The organism is Streptomyces sp. NPDC032721 (assembly GCF_055579625.1).
This window is the reverse complement of sequence record NZ_JBVIMX010000022.1, coordinates 101,221-118,755: the sequence shown is the minus strand read 5'-3', so window position 1 is coordinate 118,755 and position 17,535 is coordinate 101,221. Positions and strand designations below refer to the sequence as shown.

12 protein-coding genes and 1 pseudogene are annotated in these 17,535 nt (G+C 71.1%); 10 read left to right on the top strand and 3 right to left on the bottom strand.

The window, feature by feature from the left end; all coding sequences use genetic code 11:
* Positions 1 to 4: 4 nt before the first annotated feature.
* Genes ACZ5PB_RS35525 through ACZ5PB_RS35505 form a run of 5 tightly spaced genes read left to right on the top strand, consistent with a single transcriptional unit; the run spans position 5 to position 5,980 of the window.
* Positions 5 to 1,987, top strand: coding sequence for an asparagine synthase-related protein (locus ACZ5PB_RS35525; RefSeq protein WP_468696996.1), 1,983 nt, complete (start codon positions 5 to 7; stop codon positions 1,985 to 1,987).
* Positions 1,984 to 2,277, top strand: coding sequence for a lasso peptide biosynthesis PqqD family chaperone (locus tag ACZ5PB_RS35520; protein ID WP_468696995.1), 294 nt, complete (start codon positions 1,984 to 1,986; stop codon positions 2,275 to 2,277). The genes ACZ5PB_RS35525 and ACZ5PB_RS35520 overlap by 4 nt, the downstream gene beginning before the upstream one ends.
* Complete coding sequence (locus tag ACZ5PB_RS35515) at positions 2,274 to 2,690, top strand: lasso peptide biosynthesis B2 protein (protein ID WP_468696993.1); 417 nt, start codon at positions 2,274 to 2,276, stop codon at positions 2,688 to 2,690. The genes ACZ5PB_RS35520 and ACZ5PB_RS35515 overlap by 4 nt, the downstream gene beginning before the upstream one ends.
* Positions 2,683 to 4,557 carry an ABC transporter ATP-binding protein gene (locus ACZ5PB_RS35510; RefSeq protein WP_468696991.1) on the top strand — a complete coding sequence of 625 codons (1,875 nt, stop codon included), beginning with the start codon at positions 2,683 to 2,685 and terminating at the stop codon, positions 4,555 to 4,557. Before ACZ5PB_RS35515 ends, ACZ5PB_RS35510 begins: the two co-directional genes overlap by 8 nt.
* Before the next feature lie 58 nt (positions 4,558 to 4,615).
* Positions 4,616 to 5,980, top strand: a complete 1,365-nt coding sequence (locus ACZ5PB_RS35505; protein ID WP_468696989.1) for a hypothetical protein — start codon at positions 4,616 to 4,618, stop codon at positions 5,978 to 5,980.
* A 17-nt stretch (positions 5,981 to 5,997) separates the two neighbouring features.
* On the opposite strand, the gene ACZ5PB_RS35500 is transcribed toward ACZ5PB_RS35505, so the two are convergent.
* Entirely contained in the window at positions 5,998 to 6,264 is a 267-nt protein-coding gene (locus ACZ5PB_RS35500) for a DUF397 domain-containing protein (protein ID WP_468696988.1), read from the bottom strand.
* Positions 6,261 to 7,079, bottom strand: coding sequence for a helix-turn-helix domain-containing protein (locus ACZ5PB_RS35495; RefSeq protein ID WP_468696986.1), 819 nt, complete (start codon positions 7,077 to 7,079; stop codon positions 6,261 to 6,263). The genes ACZ5PB_RS35500 and ACZ5PB_RS35495 overlap by 4 nt, the downstream gene beginning before the upstream one ends.
* On the opposite strand from ACZ5PB_RS35495, the pseudogene ACZ5PB_RS35490 reads away from it, so the two are divergent.
* Positions 7,044 to 7,553 (top strand): annotated as a pseudogene (locus ACZ5PB_RS35490) (ATP-binding protein); the annotation flags it as partial. The gene ACZ5PB_RS35495 and the pseudogene ACZ5PB_RS35490 sit on opposite strands and share 36 nt — an antisense overlap.
* A 63-nt stretch (positions 7,554 to 7,616) precedes the next feature.
* On the opposite strand, the gene ACZ5PB_RS35485 reads toward ACZ5PB_RS35490, so the two are convergent.
* Positions 7,617 to 8,228, bottom strand: a complete 612-nt coding sequence (locus ACZ5PB_RS35485; RefSeq protein WP_468696985.1) for a YceI family protein — start codon at positions 8,226 to 8,228, stop codon at positions 7,617 to 7,619.
* Positions 8,229 to 8,467: 239 nt separating this feature from the next.
* On the opposite strand from ACZ5PB_RS35485, the gene ACZ5PB_RS35480 reads away from it, so the two are divergent.
* From ACZ5PB_RS35480 to ACZ5PB_RS35465, 4 genes are all read left to right on the top strand, one after another.
* Positions 8,468 to 12,388 (top strand): endo-alpha-N-acetylgalactosaminidase family protein, encoded by a 3,921-nt coding sequence (locus ACZ5PB_RS35480; protein WP_468696983.1) that lies wholly within the window; start codon positions 8,468 to 8,470, stop codon positions 12,386 to 12,388.
* Positions 12,389 to 12,682: 294 nt separating this feature from the next.
* Positions 12,683 to 15,094, top strand: coding sequence for a polysaccharide lyase 8 family protein (locus tag ACZ5PB_RS35475; RefSeq protein ID WP_468696982.1), 2,412 nt, complete (start codon positions 12,683 to 12,685; stop codon positions 15,092 to 15,094).
* A gap of 183 nt (positions 15,095 to 15,277) precedes the next feature.
* Positions 15,278 to 16,861, top strand: coding sequence for an acyl-CoA carboxylase subunit beta (locus ACZ5PB_RS35470; protein ID WP_468696980.1), 1,584 nt, complete (start codon positions 15,278 to 15,280; stop codon positions 16,859 to 16,861).
* A 45-nt stretch (positions 16,862 to 16,906) separates the two neighbouring features.
* Complete coding sequence (locus ACZ5PB_RS35465; RefSeq protein WP_468696978.1) at positions 16,907 to 17,116, top strand: acyl-CoA carboxylase subunit epsilon; 210 nt, start codon at positions 16,907 to 16,909, stop codon at positions 17,114 to 17,116.
* The last annotated feature ends 419 nt before the right edge of the window (positions 17,117 to 17,535 follow it).

The window sequence follows — 17,535 nt, the reverse complement described above, 5'->3', positions numbered from 1 at the left end:
AGCGATGAAGATGCCCGGTCACCTGCCTCTGCGTGACTTCTTCGTGGTCCTTCCCGACACGGCCGAAGGCGAGGCGGCGGCCGGGCTTCTTCGCTCGGCGGCCGAGGCCGCCGACGCCGCCGAGGCTGCCGGTTCCGCCGGTTCCGGTTCCGGTACGGACAGTGGCGCGCCCCACCGGGGGAGCTGGCAGACGGTCACCCATCCGTCCGGCCGCCCCTGGATCCTGGCCCGCCTTCTCGTACGCAAACTCGTCCAGGTCACCCGCGACGGCGACGCCCTCGTGCTGATCGGACCCCACCACACCCCGGCCGCGACCCTGGACGCCGTCCTCGGCCCCGCCCGCACTACCCTCGACCTGCACCAACGGCTCACCGAGCTGCCCGGTCTCGGGCACGCCGTCTCCCGGCTGGGCGACGAGGTCTGTGTACGGGGGACCGCTTCCGGTCACCGCCGTGTCTACCACGCCGCGTACGCCGGACAGCGCATCGCCGCCGACCGCCCCGCCGTGCTCGCGCACCTCACCGGTGCGGGCATCGACGAAGGCGCGCTCGCGCTGCGGCTGCTGGACTTCGTACCGCACCCGTTGCGGGAACGGCCCGTCTGGCAGGGCGTCGAGGAGATCGACCCGGCGTACGCGCTGCTGCTGCACGGGGGAGCCCTGGGCGCCGGCCCCGGTTTCTCGATACGCCGCTGGTGGCAGCCGCCGGTTCCCCGGCTCACCATGGCGGAGGGTGCGCCACTGGTCGCCGCCGCGCTGGCCGCGTCCGTGGCCGCGCACCTGGAGGGACGTACCCGGATCAGCGGCGAACTCTCCGGCGGCATGGACTCCACCTCGGTCACCTTCCTCGCCCAGCGGGCCGGGGCCCCCGACACCACCCTGCTGACGGTGGCGGCCAGGGACAGCCGGTCGGAGGACGAGATGTGGGCGGAGCGGGGGGTACGGGAGGCCAGGAAGGAGAGCGGTGGTGCGCGGAAGATCGAGCACACCGTCGTCCCCGCCGAGGACGCCCCGCTCTTCTACGCCGACCTGCGCTCCACCGGCGACGAACTCCTCGACGAGCCGTTCCCCGTCGCCCCCGCCCGCGCCCGCGCCGCCATGCTGCTCGGCCGGGCCGCGGCCACCGGCTCCGAGTACCACCTCACCGGGTACGGCGGCGACGAACTCTTCAACGGGCTCGCCTCCGCCTGCCAGGACCTCCTCCCCGGCAAGCCCCTCAAGGCCTGGAACCGCATCAGCGCCCTGCGCCACCAGTCCGGCTGGCCACTGCTGCCCACCCTGCGCGGCATGCTCTTCCCGCCCTCCTTCGGCAACTGGCTGGCCGGTTCGCTGATCGACACCGCGACCGCCGACTCCCGTACCCCGCAGGTCTCCTGGGGGATGCGGCAGGCGATGCGGCCGTGGTTCACGGAGAAGGCCAAGGGGCTGATCAGGGAGGAGTTCCGCAAGGCGGCGGCGAGCGCCCGGCCGATCGCGCCGCGCCCCGGCCGCCACATGGACATCGACACGGTCCGGCTCGGCGCCCGCTACTTCCAGGCCATGGAGGACGTGGGCGCGGGACTCGGGCTGCCGGTCGCCGCGCCCTTCTTCGACGACCGGGTGGTGGAGGCGGTGCTGGCCGTACGGGTCGAGGACCGGGTCGTGCCCTGGCGGTACAAGCCGCTCCTGGTGGAGGCGGTGCGCGGGGTGGTGCCCGACAGTCTGCTCGCCCGTACCACCAAGGACCACATGTCCGCGGACGACATCCAGGGCCTACGTCAACACGCGCCGGAACTGCGGCAGTTGTGGACGGACTCCCTCCTCGCCGAACGCGGACTCATCGACGCCACCCAGCTCCGCCGACTGGCCGACGACCCGTACTCGCCACTCCTCCAGATGCACCCCGTCGACTCGACGGTGTCCTGCGAGGCGTGGCTGCGCACGGCCGAGGACGGCTGGGCCACTTCCACTTCCCCTTCCTCCGACGCGAACAGCGAGGCCCGCCCATGAACGGTCAGCCCGACCCCAGGCCCCCACTCCGGCTCCGCAAGGGGATAGCCGTCACGACCACCGAGTACGGCGGCGTCCTGCTCGACGAGAAGGACGGCACCTACTGGCAGCTCAACGAGTGCGGGACGCTCGTGGTGACCGCGATCTCGGAGGGGCGGGCGCCGGCGGACGCGGTGGAGCAGCTTCTCGCGGAGTACGAGGTGGAGCGCGCGGAGGTGGAGGCGGACGTCGCCGAACTCACCGAGCAGCTCCTCCAGGCGAAGATCGTCGTACGGGGCGCCGCCCGATGACCACCGAGATGACCATGCCGAGACGGGGCGCGGGCCCCGGCGGCCCGAAGATCCGCACGGCCATCGCCCTGGCCCTCCTCCTCGCCAAGCTCAAGCCGGGCAGGCTGCGGAAGCTGCTCACCCGGCTGAGTGCGGGGGCGCGGCCGGCGTCGTACGACCAGACCCTGGAGACGTACGACCGCGTGGTCGCGACCAGCCGCAAGTGCGCGGGCTGGTACGGCTGTCTGCCGCGTTCGATCGCCATCGCGCTGGTCTGCCGCATGTCCGGCACCTGGCCGGACTGGCACGCGGGCGTGCGCAACACCCCGCCCTTCCAGCCGCACGCGTGGGTCGAGGCGGACGGCCGCACCGTCGGCGAACAGAACGTGACGGACTTCCGGCCGCTGATGAAGGTGTCCGTGCGTGGTGAGTAAACCGGGGAACGGGCCCGGGGCCGGGACCGGAAAGGGAGCGGCCCCGGCGGGGGCCACCCCCCTCAACCTTCTCCTGGACCAGATCCGCCCCCACCGCAAACTCCTCCTCCTCGGCAGCCTCCTCTCCCTCTCCGGTTCCGCCGCCGCCCTCGTCATGCCGATGATGGCCAAGTACGCCGTCGACGCCTTCGGCAGCGACCGTCCCACCACCGCCCCGCTCCTCGGCCTCACCGCCGTGGTCGTCCTCGGGGCGCTCCTCGCCGCCGCCGGGCGCTACCTCATGGCCCGTACCGGCGAAGCCGCCGTCCTGCGGGCCCGGCGCCGGCTCGTCGACCGGATACTGCGACTCAAAGTGGCCGCCGTCGACCGCCTCACCCCCGGTGACCTGCTCTCCCGCGCCACCAGCGACACCACCCTCCTGCACACCGTTCTCTCCCGCAGCGTCGTCGAGGCCGCCACCGGCGTGCTCACGCTGATCGGCACCGTCGTGCTCATGGGCGTCGTCGACATCTTCCTGCTCGGCGTCACCGCCCTCGTCCTGCTGCTCAGCATGGGCGTGCTCGCCCTCCTCATGCCCCGCATCCAGCGCGCCCAGCTCCAGGCCCAGGAGGCCGTCGGCAACATGGGCTCGCTGCTCGACCGCTCGCTCCAGGCCTTCCGTACCGTCAAGGCCAGCGGCATCGAGGACCGCGAGGCCGCCGGTATCGGCGCCGCCGCGCGGACCGCGCACGACCAGGGCCTGCGAGTGGCCCGCTGGACCTCGGTGTCCGAAGTGGCGATGTTCCTGGCCACCCAGCTCGCCTTCCTCGCCGTACTCGGTGTCGGCGGCGCACGCGTCGTCTCCGGTGCGATGGAGGTCTCCTCCCTCATCGCCTTCCTGCTGTACGTGTTCGGACTGCTCGGCCCCCTCGGCCAGCTCACCGACGGCTGGACCGGACTCAACACCGGCCTGGCCGCCATCCGCCGCATCACGGAGATCGAATCCCTCCCGGGCGAGGAGCGCGCGGAGACGGCCCCCGCACGTCGCCTCGAACACCCGCCCCTGGGGGTCGAGTTCACCGAAGTGGTCTTCTCGTACGGCGACCAGGGCGAGGGCGGCACGCCGACCGCCCCCGTCCACCAAGGCGTCACCTTCACCGCCCACCCCGGCACTCTCACCGCCCTCGTAGGCCCCTCCGGCGCGGGCAAGACCACCGTCTTCGCCCTCCTGGAGCGCTTCTACGACCACCACTCCGGCACCCTCACCATCGGCGGCCGCGACATCCGCGACTGGCCGCTCGCCGAACTCCGCGCCGCCCTCGCCTACGTCGAGCAGGACGCCCCCGTCCTCGCCGGGACCCTCAAGGACAACCTCCTCCTGGCCGCCCCCGCCGCCACCGCCGCCGAGGTCGCCGACGCCGTCACCCGTACCCGCCTCGACGACCTCGTCGCCCGCCTCCCCGAAGGGCTCGACACCCAGGTCGGCCACCGCGGCGTCATGCTCTCCGGCGGCGAACGCCAGCGCATCGCCCTGGCCCGCGCCCTGCTCCGCAAGCCGAGCCTGCTCCTCCTCGACGAGGTCACCTCCCAGCTCGACGCCGTCAACGAGGAACGCCTGCGCGAAGTCATCCTCGAACTCGCCGCCGACACCACCGTCCTGGTCATCGCCCACCGCCTCTCCACGGTCGTACGGGCGGACCGCATCGTCGTCATGGAGGCGGGCCGCGTCCGCGCCACGGGCTCGCACGCCGAACTCGTCCGCACCGACCGCCTGTACGCGGAACTGGCCGCCACCCAGTTCACCACCGAGTTCGACACCGAAGAAGGTGGCACCGAGGGCGACACTGCTCAACTCGCGTGCACAACAAGCGAGTTCACTGTGCGCTGATCTCTCGCTACTCTCCGTCACTCGTGCATATTCGAACACATCGGGTAGCGTCGATTCCATGAGGACCAGGTCGTTTTCCGTCATATCGGCCCTCGCCGGGTCGACCCTGCTCGCGCTGCTCTCGTTCGCCCCGGCAGCCGTCGCCGCCACCGATGCGACGGATGTGGGTGACGGCCTGAAGGCGAGCCCCGTGTACGTCGCCCCGGAGGCCAGGAGTCAGCTCTCCCAGGCCGACCAGGACTCGATCGCGAAGAAGATCAAGGACGCCGACAAGCCGCTCTTCGTCGCCGTCCTGCCCCGCTCCGCCGAGTTCCCGCCCACCGACGTCCGCCAGAACCTCCGCAACGCCACCGGCGTCACCGGCGTCTACGCGGTCCGCCTCGGCGACTCCTTCGAAGCCGGTGCCGACCCGCGCTCCCTGCCCCGCGCCTCGGTCCGCAACCTGGTGGCAGCGGCCAAGACCCCCGCAGGGGTCGACGCCGCCACCCAGCTCAACACCTTCGTGGACCAGGCCCTCCCGCAGATCAAGGGCCACGGCCCCGCCTCCTGGGACGGCGGCTCGAACGACGGCGTCGGTACGGGAGCCCTGATCGGCATCGGCGCGGCCGTGGTCGCCGCGGGCGCGGGCGGCGTCGTCCTGGTCCGCCGCAGCCGCAAGCGCAAGGAGGAGGAACGACTCGAATCCCTCCGCAAGCTGACGGTCGTCGTCGACGAGGACATCACCGCGTACGGCGAGGAGCTCGACCGCCTCGACTTCCACCCCTCCGAGCCCGGCGCGACGGACGAGATGCGCACCGACTACGAGCGCGCCCTCGACCTGTACGAGACCGCCAAGTCCCGCATGGCAGCGGTACGGGAGCCCAATGACGTGCGCGGCGTGACCGAGGCGCTGGAGGACGGCCGCTACGCCCTCGCCTCCCTGGACGCCCGCCGCACCGGCAACCCCGTCCCCGAGCGCCGCTCGCCCTGCTTCTTCGACCCCCGCCACGGCCCCTCCACCACCGACGCCACCTGGACCCCGGCGGGCGGCGCACCCCGTGAGGTCCCGGTCTGCGCGGCCGACGCGGCCCGCCTCGCCGACGGCCTCGACCCCGACATCCGTACGGTCGACACGGCCGAAGGCCGCCGCCCGTACTACGACGCGGGCCCGGCCTACGGCCCCTGGGCCGGCGGCTACTTCGGCGGCGGAATGCTCCCCGGCCTCCTCATGGGCACCATGCTCGGCTCCATGCTCTCCTCGCCCGCATACGCGTCCGACTACGGCGCGGGCACCGGGTTCGACGACCCGGGCGCGGGCTTCGAGGGCGGCGACGTCTCCGGCTCGGACTTCGACTCGTCGGCGTTCGGCGGCGGCGACTTCGGGGGCGGCGGAGACTTCGGCGGCGGTGGCGGCGGCGGGGACTTCGGCGGCGGCGGCTTCTAGCGGGAACCCGCCCGTCCTCAGACCGCAGCGTTGACGAAAGCCGCCCACGCGTCAGGCGCGACCGTAAGGACCGGACCGTCCGTGACCTTGGAGTCACGGACGTGCACGGCGGTCGGGTGGGCGGCCACCTCGACGCAGGCGCCGCCCTCGTCGCCGCTGTAGCTGGACTTGTGCCAGTGATAGGCGACCTCCAGGCAGGCGCCGCCTTCGCTGCCGCTGTAACTGGACTTGAACCAGGTCAAGTTGGCGGGGGTGGAGGGTGCGGGGGTTGCTGCGTGCGTCATCTCTCTCCCAGCATTCTGTTCAGCAGGCCGAGACTCTCTTCGGGCGTCAGCGCCTGTGACCGCAGCATCCCATATTTGCGCCGGAAGATACTGACCTCGTCCGGATCGTCGATCATGAAGCTGACCCGCTGGCCCTCCACATAGGCCACGTTCTCGTACTCCTCCGTCTCCAGCATGATGAAGGGGCCGTCGAGCCCTGCGTGGTTCTCCTGCTCCATCGGCATGATCTGGAGGGTGACGTGCGGGAGTTGGGCCATCTCGCATAGGTAGCGGAGCTGGTTGCGCATGCACTCCTTGCCGCCGATGTTCCGCCGGAGCGCGGACTCCTCGATGATGCTGCTGAACTCCACCCGGGGGCCGGTGCGATCCAGGACCTCCTTCCGCTCCATCCGGTCCGCGACCTTCTCGTCGATCTCGTCCTCCTCCGGTGCGGGCTGGAGGCACTCGAAGACCGCGCGGGCGTACTCCGGGGTCTGGAGCAGTCCCGGGACGACCTGGTTCTCGTACCACTCGATGGCCAGCGCCCGCTGCTCGTACTCCATGAAGTCCTGCGCGAACAGCGGGAACTTCTCCCGTTTCGGCAGCTTCCTGATGGCGGCCTCCAGCACTCCCTTCGACTCCAGGAGTTGGTCGATCTCCTGGGCCAGGTTCAGCGTCAGCACCCGCCGCCCCTGCTCGATCGATGCCAGCTTGTCCATGCTGACGAGCAGTGCCGCCGCCAGCTCCGGCTGTGTCATTCCGGCCGCCGCGCGCAGCGTGCCGAGCTGGGCACCGATGAGATGCCAGGAGGTGATGCGCTTCTTTCCCCGGTCCATGGGCCGTTCCTTCCCGCCGTACGCCGTGACCGACCCCACACGAGCCGTACAAAACCGATGTACGAACTCGCGCGCTGCACAACGGTAGTGACGGACCGTGACTCTCTTCGTATGAACCAGGAATCCCAACCACCCCTGTACCGCGAGGTGTTCATGCGAAGGGAACGCAAGTCCGTCCCGCTCGCACGCGAGTTCACGCGTACCACCCTGCACGACTGGAAAGTGGCGGCCCGCACCGACGACATCCTCCTGTGCGTGAGCGAGCTGGCCACGAACGCACTCCTGCACGGCGTACCGCCGGGACGCGGCTACCGGCTCCAGCTCTCCCTCCACGAGGCCGAAGGCCGGCTCCGCGTCGAGGTGCACGACAGCGGGGGAGGGGCCGGGGACGTGAACGCGCCCGCCCCCGGACCGGACGGGGATCCGGAACGCGAGGGCGGGAGAGGTCTGGCGCTCGTCGGGCTCGTCGCCGACAAGTGGGGGGTCGGGGAGCGGAGCCCGGGGAAGTTCGTGTGGTGCGAGTTCGTGTGTGTGGCGTCAGCCGGCGTTCTTGATCGCCGAGATGTCGAAGCTCAGCTTGATCTTGTCGCTGACCAGGACGCCGCCGGCCTCCAGGGCCGCGTTCCAGGTCAGGCCCCAGTCGGAGCGCAGCAGGGTGGCGCTGCCCTCGAAGCCCACGCGCTCGTTGCCGAACGGGTCGGTGGCCGTGCCGTTGAACTCCAGGTCGATGGAGAGCGGGCGGGTGACGTCCTTGATGGTCAGGTCGCCGGTGATGCGGTAGTCGGTGCCGCCGAGCTGCTCGGCCTTGGTGGAGCGGAACGTCATCTCGGGGAAGTTCTCCACGTCGAAGAAGTCCGCGCTGCGCAGGTGGTTGTCCCGGTCCTCCGCACCCGTGTCGATGCTGGTCATACGGACGGTGAGGGCGGCCTCGGAGGCGGCCGGGTCCGTGCCGTTCAGCTTCAGGGTGCCCTCGACGTCGGTGAAGGAGCCCCGCACGTTGGTGACCATCGCGTGGCGGGCGGTGAAGCCGACGCGGCTGTGGCTCGCGTCGACCGTGTACTCGCCGGTCAGGGCGGCCAGGGCCGGGTCCACGGCGGCGGGGGTGGCGGTGCTGTCGGTGGTGGCGTCCTTGCGGCCGAAGATACCCATGATCTTTCCTCCTGAGCGAGTGACTGGTCCGTACTGATCGTTGAATGTTCAACGTTCGATGAGAAGAACGATAGCGCAAGGATGTTTAAGTTTCAACCGTTCCGGGATTCCTCGGCGTGTCCTGGCCCACTTCCGGCCGGATCCCGCTTGGACTTCCGGTCGGCGGTTCTTGGACTGGTGCGGCCCGTGGGGTCCGATGCCGTTGACGGGGCCGGAGGGAGACGGCTTACTCACCTCCCATGCCGCGTAGATTCCGAGCGTCGTGCGCACTCGCCGCCGCCTCAGCCGTTCTGTTCGCCCTGGCCGGTCCCGCCCTGCCCGGCGTGGCGGCGCCCGCCGCGCCCGGGGCCCCCGCCGACGAAACCGCCGACAAAGCCAACGCCGCCGACACCCTCCTCCTCCGGTCACCGCAGCTCGCCGTGGCCGTCGCCAAGGACTTCCCCCGGGTCGTCTCGTACACCGACAGGGCCTCCGGGGCCCAGCTCCTCGGCAGCACCCGCCCGGTGACCGAGATCGTCCTGAACGGGACCGCGTACCAGGTCAAGCTCAAGGGCGCCCCGGTCGTCGGGAGTGGCGGGGCCTCGGCCTCGTACACGCTGCTCCTGCCCTCCGTTGCCGGGGTCGAGATCGACGCCACCCTCTCGGTCAGTGGCCGTGCGACCACCTTCAGGGTCACCGCGGTGCGGGACACGGAGGCGCTCCGTGTCGGCACCATCGACATACCCGGGCACGACCTCGTCTCGGTCGGCAGCGGCGAGGCGGGGGCGGCCACCGCCTTCACCCGTCTCGACCCGGACTCCACCCGTACCGCCGACGTGTTCGCCAAGGTCACGGGCGCGACGCCGGTCGACGCCGCGCCCGTCGCCGCCTCGTACGGGATCGTGAACAACGGGGCGCTCGCCGCCGCCGTCGAGTCCAACTCCTCGTACGACAAGCCGGCCGGCGCCACCGCCCGCGACGCCGCCCGCTTCTGGCACCGGGCGACCAAGGCCGACGACGGCAGTGTCCGGGTCGGCGTGTGGTCCGGGCAGTGGACCTACCGGGGCGAGGGCGCCCCGAAGCCGGAGAGCGGCAAGAACCTGCCGTGGGCCAAGGTCGTCGTCACCCCCGACGCCAATGCCGACAAGGCCGTCGACTGGCAGGACGGCGCCATCGCCTTCCGCTCGATCGGGATCCAGGCACCCGGCTCGAAGGAGACCCCGGACCGGGTCATCACCCACATCCCGTTCAACTTCGCCAGCCAGGCCACCCACCCCTTCCTGCGCACCCTCGACGACGTCAAACGCGTCTCGCAGGCCACCGACGGGCTCGGCCAGCTCGCGATCCTCAAGGGGTACGGATCCGAGGGCCACGACTCCGCGCACCCCGACTACGGCGGCAACTACAACAAGCGGGCCGGTGGCCTCACCGACCTCAACAAGCTGCTGAAGTCCGGCAAGAAGTGGGGTGCCACCTTCGGCGTCCACATCAACGCCACCGAGTCGTACCCCGAGGCCAAGGCCTTCAGCGAGAAGCTCGTCGACAGGACCAAGCCCGGCTGGAACTGGCTCAACCAGAGCTACTACATCGACCAGCGCCGTGACATCAACAGCGGTGACCTGGCCCGCCGCACCCAGCAGCTGCGCGACGAGACCGACCGCAACCTCAGCCTGCTGTACATCGACGTGTACTACACGCACGGCTGGATCGCCGACAAGACGATGCAGGCCGTCCAGGGGCAGGGCTGGAACGTCGCCACCGAATGGGCGGAGAAGTTCGAGCACGCCTCGCTCTGGTCGCACTGGGCGAACGACCTCGACTACGGCGGCAAGACCAACAAGGGCCTCAACTCGCAGATCATCCGGTTCATCCGCAACGGCGAGAAGGACATCTGGAACGACGACCCGATCCTCGGCCAGACCGCCCTGGAGGACTTCGAGGGCTGGACCGGCGAGACCGACTGGAACAACTTCTACAACAACATCTGGCAGCGCAACCTCCCCGCCAAGTTCCTCCAGCAGGAGAAGATCCAGCGCTGGAGCAAGGACCGCATCGACTTCACCGGGGGAGTGCGCGGCACCGTCGAGAACGGCAAGCGGACCTTCCACGTCGGCGACGCGAAGGTGCTCGACGGCGCGAACTATCTCCTGCCGTGGGACGGCGGAGACCGTACGGAGAAGAAGCTCTACCACTACAACAAGGCCGGTGGCACGACCACTTGGACCGTCCCTGCCGAGTTCCGGCGCGCCACGTCCTTCACCGTCAGCAAACTCACCGACAACGGCCGGGTGAAGACCGCCACCGTCCCCGTCAAGGACGGCAAGGTCACCCTGGAGGCGACGGCCGGACAGCCGTACGTCCTGCACCCGGCCGACCGCACCCCCGCCGCCCGTGACGCCGCCTGGGGCGAGGGCGGCCCCGTCGCCGACCCGGGCTTCAACTCCGCGAAGCCGGGCGACCACTGGCGTACGACGGGCAAGGTCGTACGGGACACGGACACGCAGGGCCGCAACAGCGCGGCACTCTCCGGCACCGGCGCGGCAGGCGTCTCCCAGCGCATCACCGGGCTGAAGGCGGGCCAGCGCTACACCGCGTCCGCGTGGGTCGAGGTCGAGCCGGGCAAGGAGCGCCGTACGACGATCGGCATCGGCGGCAGGGAGGTCGCCGTCGAACGCTCCACCGCCAAGGAACGGACCGCCGCCAACGACTGGCACGGCACCTATTTCCAGCGCGCCAAGGTCAACTTCACCGCCCCGGCGTCGGGGTCGACGACCCTCAACATCCAGGCGGCGGCGGCCACTTCGGACGTACGCGTGCGCATCGACGACGTACGCCTGGTCGCCAACGCCCCCGCCACCAGGCCCGGCGCCCTCGTGCACGACGACTTCGAGGCCGTCGACCAGGGCTGGGGCCCCTTCTTCAAGGGAGACGCGGGCGGTGACACCGACCCCCGCACCCACGTCGCGCAGAAGAACGCCCCGTACACCCAGGCCGGCTGGAACGGCAAGCGCATCGACGACGTGCTCGGCGGCAAGGAATCGCTGAAGTCCCACGAGGAGAACGACGGCCTCGTCTACCGCACCGCCCCGTGGACCGTCCCGATGAAGGAGGGCCACAATTACCGCGTCGAGTTCGACCACCAGTCGAGCCACGCAGGGGCCTACGAGTGGGTGACCGGCTACGACCGCATCGGGGCGGGCGCGGGGCCGTCCTCCGTCGAGACCCGCCGCACCCCGATCGCCGAACAGCGCACCACCGCCCGCCTCTCCGAGACGGTCACGGCGGGCTGCGGCGACACCTGGGTGGGACTGCGCAAGCGGGCGGGGGCCCCGGACGAGGCCGACTTCGTCCTCGACGACTTCACGGTGACGGACCTCGGCCCGGCCCCCGAGAAGGCGGCCTGCGGCACCCTCTCGGTGGCCGCCACCGAGCCGGTACTCGAACCGGGCAAGCCGAACGAGGTCAAAGCCACCTTCACCAACAACGAATCGGTACCCGCCACCGCCCTCTCCCTCTCCCTGACCACCCCGGAAGGCTGGACGGCCACCCCCGCCGGCCCCATCGAGCACGCCACGGTGGCCCCGGGCGCGAAGGTGACGGGCACCTGGCAGGTCACCCCGCCGGCGGACGCCAAGTACCAGTCGTACCCCCTGAACTCGGCGGCCACTTACCAGGCGTCCAACACCCCCCGCACCCTCACCGCCACCACCTCGGTCCGTACGCTCACCCCGCCGCCCACCGCCGACACCTTCGCCTCCGACCACGACTGGATCAGCGCGGAGAACGGCTGGGGCCCCGCCGAAAAGGACATGAGCAACGGCGAGACCGCCCCCGGCGACGGCACCCCCCTCAAGATCAACGGCAAGTCCTTCGCCAAGGGCCTCGGCACGGCGTCCCCCGGCAAGATCCGCTACTACCTGGGCGGCAAGTGCCGGTCCTTCACGGCGGAGGTCGGCCTGGACGACGCACAGGCGGTGCGCGGCAGCGTGCAGTTCTCGGTCGCTGCCGACGGCACGGAGAAGGTCAAGTCCCCGGTCCTGAAGGCCCCTGACGCGGCCTGGTCCCTGACGGCGGACGTCACCGGCGCCAAGTACGTCGACCTGATCACGGGCGACGGCGGCGACGGGCCGGGCAACGACCATGCGGACTGGGGCACGGCCACCTTCCACTGCGGGGGTTGATCCCACCCCCCGCACTCCCCCCTGGGAGGCCAAAAGCCCGCACCACGTGGGGCGGCGCTGACCTTCGGCATGCCCCCTGCCGCCCGGAACTGCGCCGACCTGCGACCCCACCGCACGGGCATGACCTTGCCTGTCAGGGGCGCGGGGCTGTGCCCCTGTGCGGCTCCGCCGCGCGAGGGGGGTGGGGGCGTAGTGGCGGCTCCGCCGTCCGAAGGGGTGGGGCAACGGGTGGGGGAGGCGCCCCCGTCCCCCAAGGTGGCAAGCGCTTTCTTTTGGGGGTGTCGCGCCCATTGAATGCTCCCCTCCCACCGTGCTAGACCATCGCCCAACCGGTCTACACCACCCGCCCCGGGAGGCCCCGTGCCCCGCTTCACCACCCGCCGCCGCACCTTCCTCGCCGCCGCCACGGCAACCCTCACCGCCCTCTCCCTCCCTCCCCAGGCGCAAGCCGCCACCGCCGCCACCGCCGACGAGTTCGAAACCCTGCGCACCCGCTGGACCGCCCTCCAGCTCGGCGAGGGCTACGACCCCACCGCCGAGCCCTACGCCACCCGCCTGCGCGAGACCGGCACACGCGCCGCCCAGTTCAGGGCGGCCATGGCCCCCACCGACACCTCCCTCTGGCCCGGCTTCCCCTTCGACCCGCCCGCCGGCATCACCCAGAGCTACTCCCGCCTGTGGACCATGTCCCAGGCCTACGCCCAGCCCGGCACCGGCCTCACCGGCGACAAGGCCCTCCTCGCCGACATCCTGCGCGGCCTCGACCACCTCACCGCCCGCGTCTACCACCCGGGCACCACCCGCTACGGCAACTGGTGGGAGTGGCAGATCGGCAGCCCGCGGCTCCTGATGGACATCACGGCCGTCCTGTACGGGGAACTGGGCGAGACCCGCGTCGCCGCCCACTGCGCCGCCGTCGACCACTTCATCCCCGACGCCATGCTCCGCGACTACTCCGGCACCTCCACCGGAGCCAACCGCGTCGACCTCTGCCGCTCGGTGGCCCTGCGCGGCGTCCTCGGCCGGGCCCCGGCCAAACTCGCCCTCGCCCGCGACGCGCTGTCGCCGGTCTTCCCGTACGTGACCAAGGGTGACGGCCTCTACGCGGACGGCTCGTTCATCCAGCACACCACCGTCGCCTACTCCGGTACGTACGGGCAGGTCATGCTCGACGGACTCGGCCGCCTCTTCACCCTCCTCGCGGGCTCGACCTGGGCCGTCACCGACCCCAACCGGCAGATCATCCTCGACTCGGTGGAGAAGGCGTACGCCCCGTTCCTCTACAACGGGCTGATGATGGACAGCGTCAACGGCCGTGCCATCAGCCGGGGTTACCTCAAGAGCGACGACCTCAAGGTCATGCGCAGCGACCACTTCCACGGCCAGGGACTGATCGCCGCCGTCCCGCTCCTCGCGGGCGGCGCCTCCGCCGCCGAACGCGACCGCTGGACCGCCATGGTCAAGGGCTGGATCGAGCGCGACAAGACCACCCCGATCCTGGCCGCCCGCCAGTTCAACGTCGCCGACCTCGCCCGGCTGCACGCCGCCGCCGGCTCACCGCTGCCCGCCGCCCCCGAACCCACCGAGCGCCACCAGCTCTTCTCCGCCATGGACCGCGCCGTGCACCGGGGCCGCGGCTGGGCAGCCGCCCTGTCGATGTCCAGCGAGCGCATCTCCGCGTACGAGTGCGGCAACGGCGAGAACCCGCGCGGCTGGCACACCGGTGCCGGAATGCTCTACTGGTGGCCCGGCACCCAGGCCAACGACCAGTACACGGACTGGTTCTGGCCCACCGTCGACCCCTACCGGCTGCCCGGCACCACCGTCTCCACCAAGCGCCTCCCGGACCGCGCGGGCGGCGAGTGGGGCGCCTGGCGGCCCGCGGTGAAGTGGACGGGCGGCGCCACCGACGGCCGGTACGCCGCCGTCGGCCAGCACCTCAAGGGGCTCGGCTCGACGCTGGAGGCCCGTAAGTCCTGGTTCTGCGTCGGCGACACGATCGTCTGCCTCGGCGCGGGCATCACCGCCACCGACGGCGTCCCAGTCGAAACGGTCGTCGACAACCGCAACCTCGGCCCCACCGCCACCGCCCGCCTCAGCACCGACGGCCGAGACCGCCCCCGCTGGGCCCACCTGGAGGGTCACGGCGGCTGGATCTTCCCCGGCGGTACGAAGCTGAACACGCTCCGCGAGGCCCGCACCGGCTCCTGGAACGACATCAACACCACCAGCACCACCGACCCCCAGACCCGCCACTACCAGACCCTCCTCCTGGACCACGGAACAGACCCCAAGGACGCCACCTACCGCTACCTCCTCATGCCCGGCGCCTCCCGCCGGGCCCTGACCCAGCGCGCCGCAGACCCCCACTGGCTCCGGGTCCTGTCCAACACACCGGCCGCCCAAGCCGTCCGCATCGACTCCTTGGGCCTGCTCGCCGCGAACTTCTTCGCTGCGGGCGCGGCGGGCACGCTGACCGCCTCCGCCCCTTCCAGCGTGCTGATACGCAGCAGCCGGGGCAGCCACACCCTCGCCCTGAGCGGCCCCGACCGCACCGGCACCCCGTACGAACTGACCTGGGACCACCCGGTCCGCCAGGTGGTGAAGGCCGACCCGGGAGTGGAGGTACTGGCCACCGGACGCGGGCTGAAGCTCCGTGTCACCCCGGGGAAGGCGGGCGCCTCACTGCGCTGCGAGGTGCGCTGAGGGCGGGGGTATGCAGCACGCCACACCACCGGCCTTTGTGAGACCTTTACAAAGAGGGGCGCGCGCGACCTGCGGTTGTCGCCTGTGAGCGGTGCGGTTCTGTTCGGCCCTGACAGGAGATCGGCCCGGAGACTGTGCAGAGTCGACGGACCGTTTTCTTGTCGATGTTCGTAGGGTCGGTACATGACCGTTGTGGACCAGACCCCGGGTGAGCCGACCGACGCACGTGGCCGGGTGGCCGAGCTGCACGCACTGCGCGAGCAGGCCGTGCGCGGCCCGAGCGAGCGTGCGACCGAGGCACAGCACGCCAAGGGCAAGCTGACCGCCCGCGAGCGCATCGAGCTGCTGCTCGACCCGGAGTCCTTCCAGGAGGTCGAGCAGCTCCGCCGGCACCGCGCGACCGGCTTCGGCCTGGAGAACAAGAAGCCGTACACCGACGGTGTCATCACCGGCTGGGGCACGGTCGAGGGCCGCACGGTCTTCGTCTACGCGCACGACTTCCGGATCTTCGGCGGCGCGCTGGGCGAGGCCCACGCCACCAAGATCCACAAGATCATGGACATGGCCATCTCGGCCGGCGCCCCCCTGGTCTCCCTCAACGACGGCGCGGGCGCCCGCATCCAGGAGGGCGTCAGCGCGCTCGCCGGATACGGCGGCATCTTCCAGCGCAACACCCGCGCCTCCGGCGTCATCCCGCAGATCTCGGTCATGCTCGGCCCGTGCGCGGGCGGCGCCGCGTACAGCCCGGCGTTGACGGACTTCGTGTTCATGGTCCGCGAGACCTCGCAGATGTTCATCACGGGCCCGGACGTCGTCCGCGCCGTGACCGGCGAGGAGATCACCCAGAACGGCCTCGGCGGCGCGGACGTCCACGCCGAGACGAGCGGCGTCGCACACTTCGCGTACGACGACGAGGAAACCTGCATCGCCGAGGTCCGCTACCTGATCTCGATGCTCCCCTCCAACAACCGCGAGAACCCGCCGACGGTGCCCTCGGAGGACCCGGCGGACCGCCGCGGCGACGTCCTGCTGGACCTGGTCCCGGCCGACGGCAACCGCCCGTACGACATGCGCAAGGTCATCGAGGAACTCGTCGACGACGGGGACTACCTCGAAGTCCACGAGCGCTGGGCCACCAACATCCTGTGCGCCCTGGCCCGCCTGGACGGCCAGGTCGTCGGCATCGTCGCCAACCAGCCGCAGTCGCTCGCCGGTGTCCTGGACATCGAGGCCAGTGAAAAAGCTGCCCGGTTCGTCCAGATGTGCGATGCTTTCAATATCCCCATCGTGACGCTGCTCGACGTGCCCGGGTTCCTCCCCGGCGTGGACCAGGAGCACGGCGGGATCATCCGCCACGGCGCGAAGCTGCTGTACGCGTACTGCAACGCGACGGTGCCGCGCATCTCGCTGATCCTGCGGAAGGCGTACGGCGGTGCGTACATCGTCATGGACTCGCAGTCCATCGGTGCGGACCTGACCTACGCCTGGCCGACGAACGAGATCGCGGTGATGGGCGCGGAGGGCGCGGCCAACGTGATCTTCCGCAAGCAGATCGCGGAGGCATCGGATCCCGAGGCGATGCGGGCGCGCATGGTCAAGGAGTACAAGGCCGAGCTGATGCACCCGTACTACGCGGCCGAGCGCGGACTGGTCGACGACGTGATCGACCCGGCGGAGACCCGCCAGGTCCTCATCTCGTCCCTGGCGATGCTGCGCAACAAGCACGCGGACCTGCCGTCGCGCAAGCACGGCAACCCCCCGCAGTAACACTCTTCTTCACTTCCCGCCCGACGAAACGGAGACCCCGAAGCGATGAGCAACCCTGCCGATACGAACAACCTCCTGCGCGTGGAGAAGGGCGAAGCCGCTCCTGAGGAGCTGGCCGCCATCACCGCGGTACTGCTGGCGCGCGCGGCGTCCCGCCCGGCCGAGGTCTCGGCCCCGCGGGGGCGCTCGGCGGCGGGCTGGCGCCGCTTGGAGCGCACTCCTGGCTTCCGGGCCCCGCACAGCTGGCAGGGCTGACCCCCGCACACGGCACCAGAAAGGCCCGGCCCCCTACGCGGGGGCCGGGCCTTTCGGCGCTGCACGGCTGGGGACGGTGGTGGGGGTGGGGTCCGCTGCGCGGGCGTTTCCCCTCCCCGCCCCTTCCCGGCTGTGACATTTGCGGCTCCGCCGCGTGGGGGGCGCTGCCTCGGGGGTGGGCGGTACGTGGGGTGGGGGTCCGCTGCGCGGGGCCTTTCCCCTCCCCGCCCCTTCCCGAAACTGGGGCGCTGCCCCAGACCCCGGCCCGTACGGGCAAGTGGGTGGGAGGGCAGGTGGCGGGCCCGGCCACGGCCGGTGGTGGTGTGCAGGCAGTTCGTGGCTGGCCGCGGAGGTTCCCCCCCCCCCCCGCCCCCCCAGGGGGGTGGGAACCCTCCGAAAACCCCCCACCCGCTCCCTGG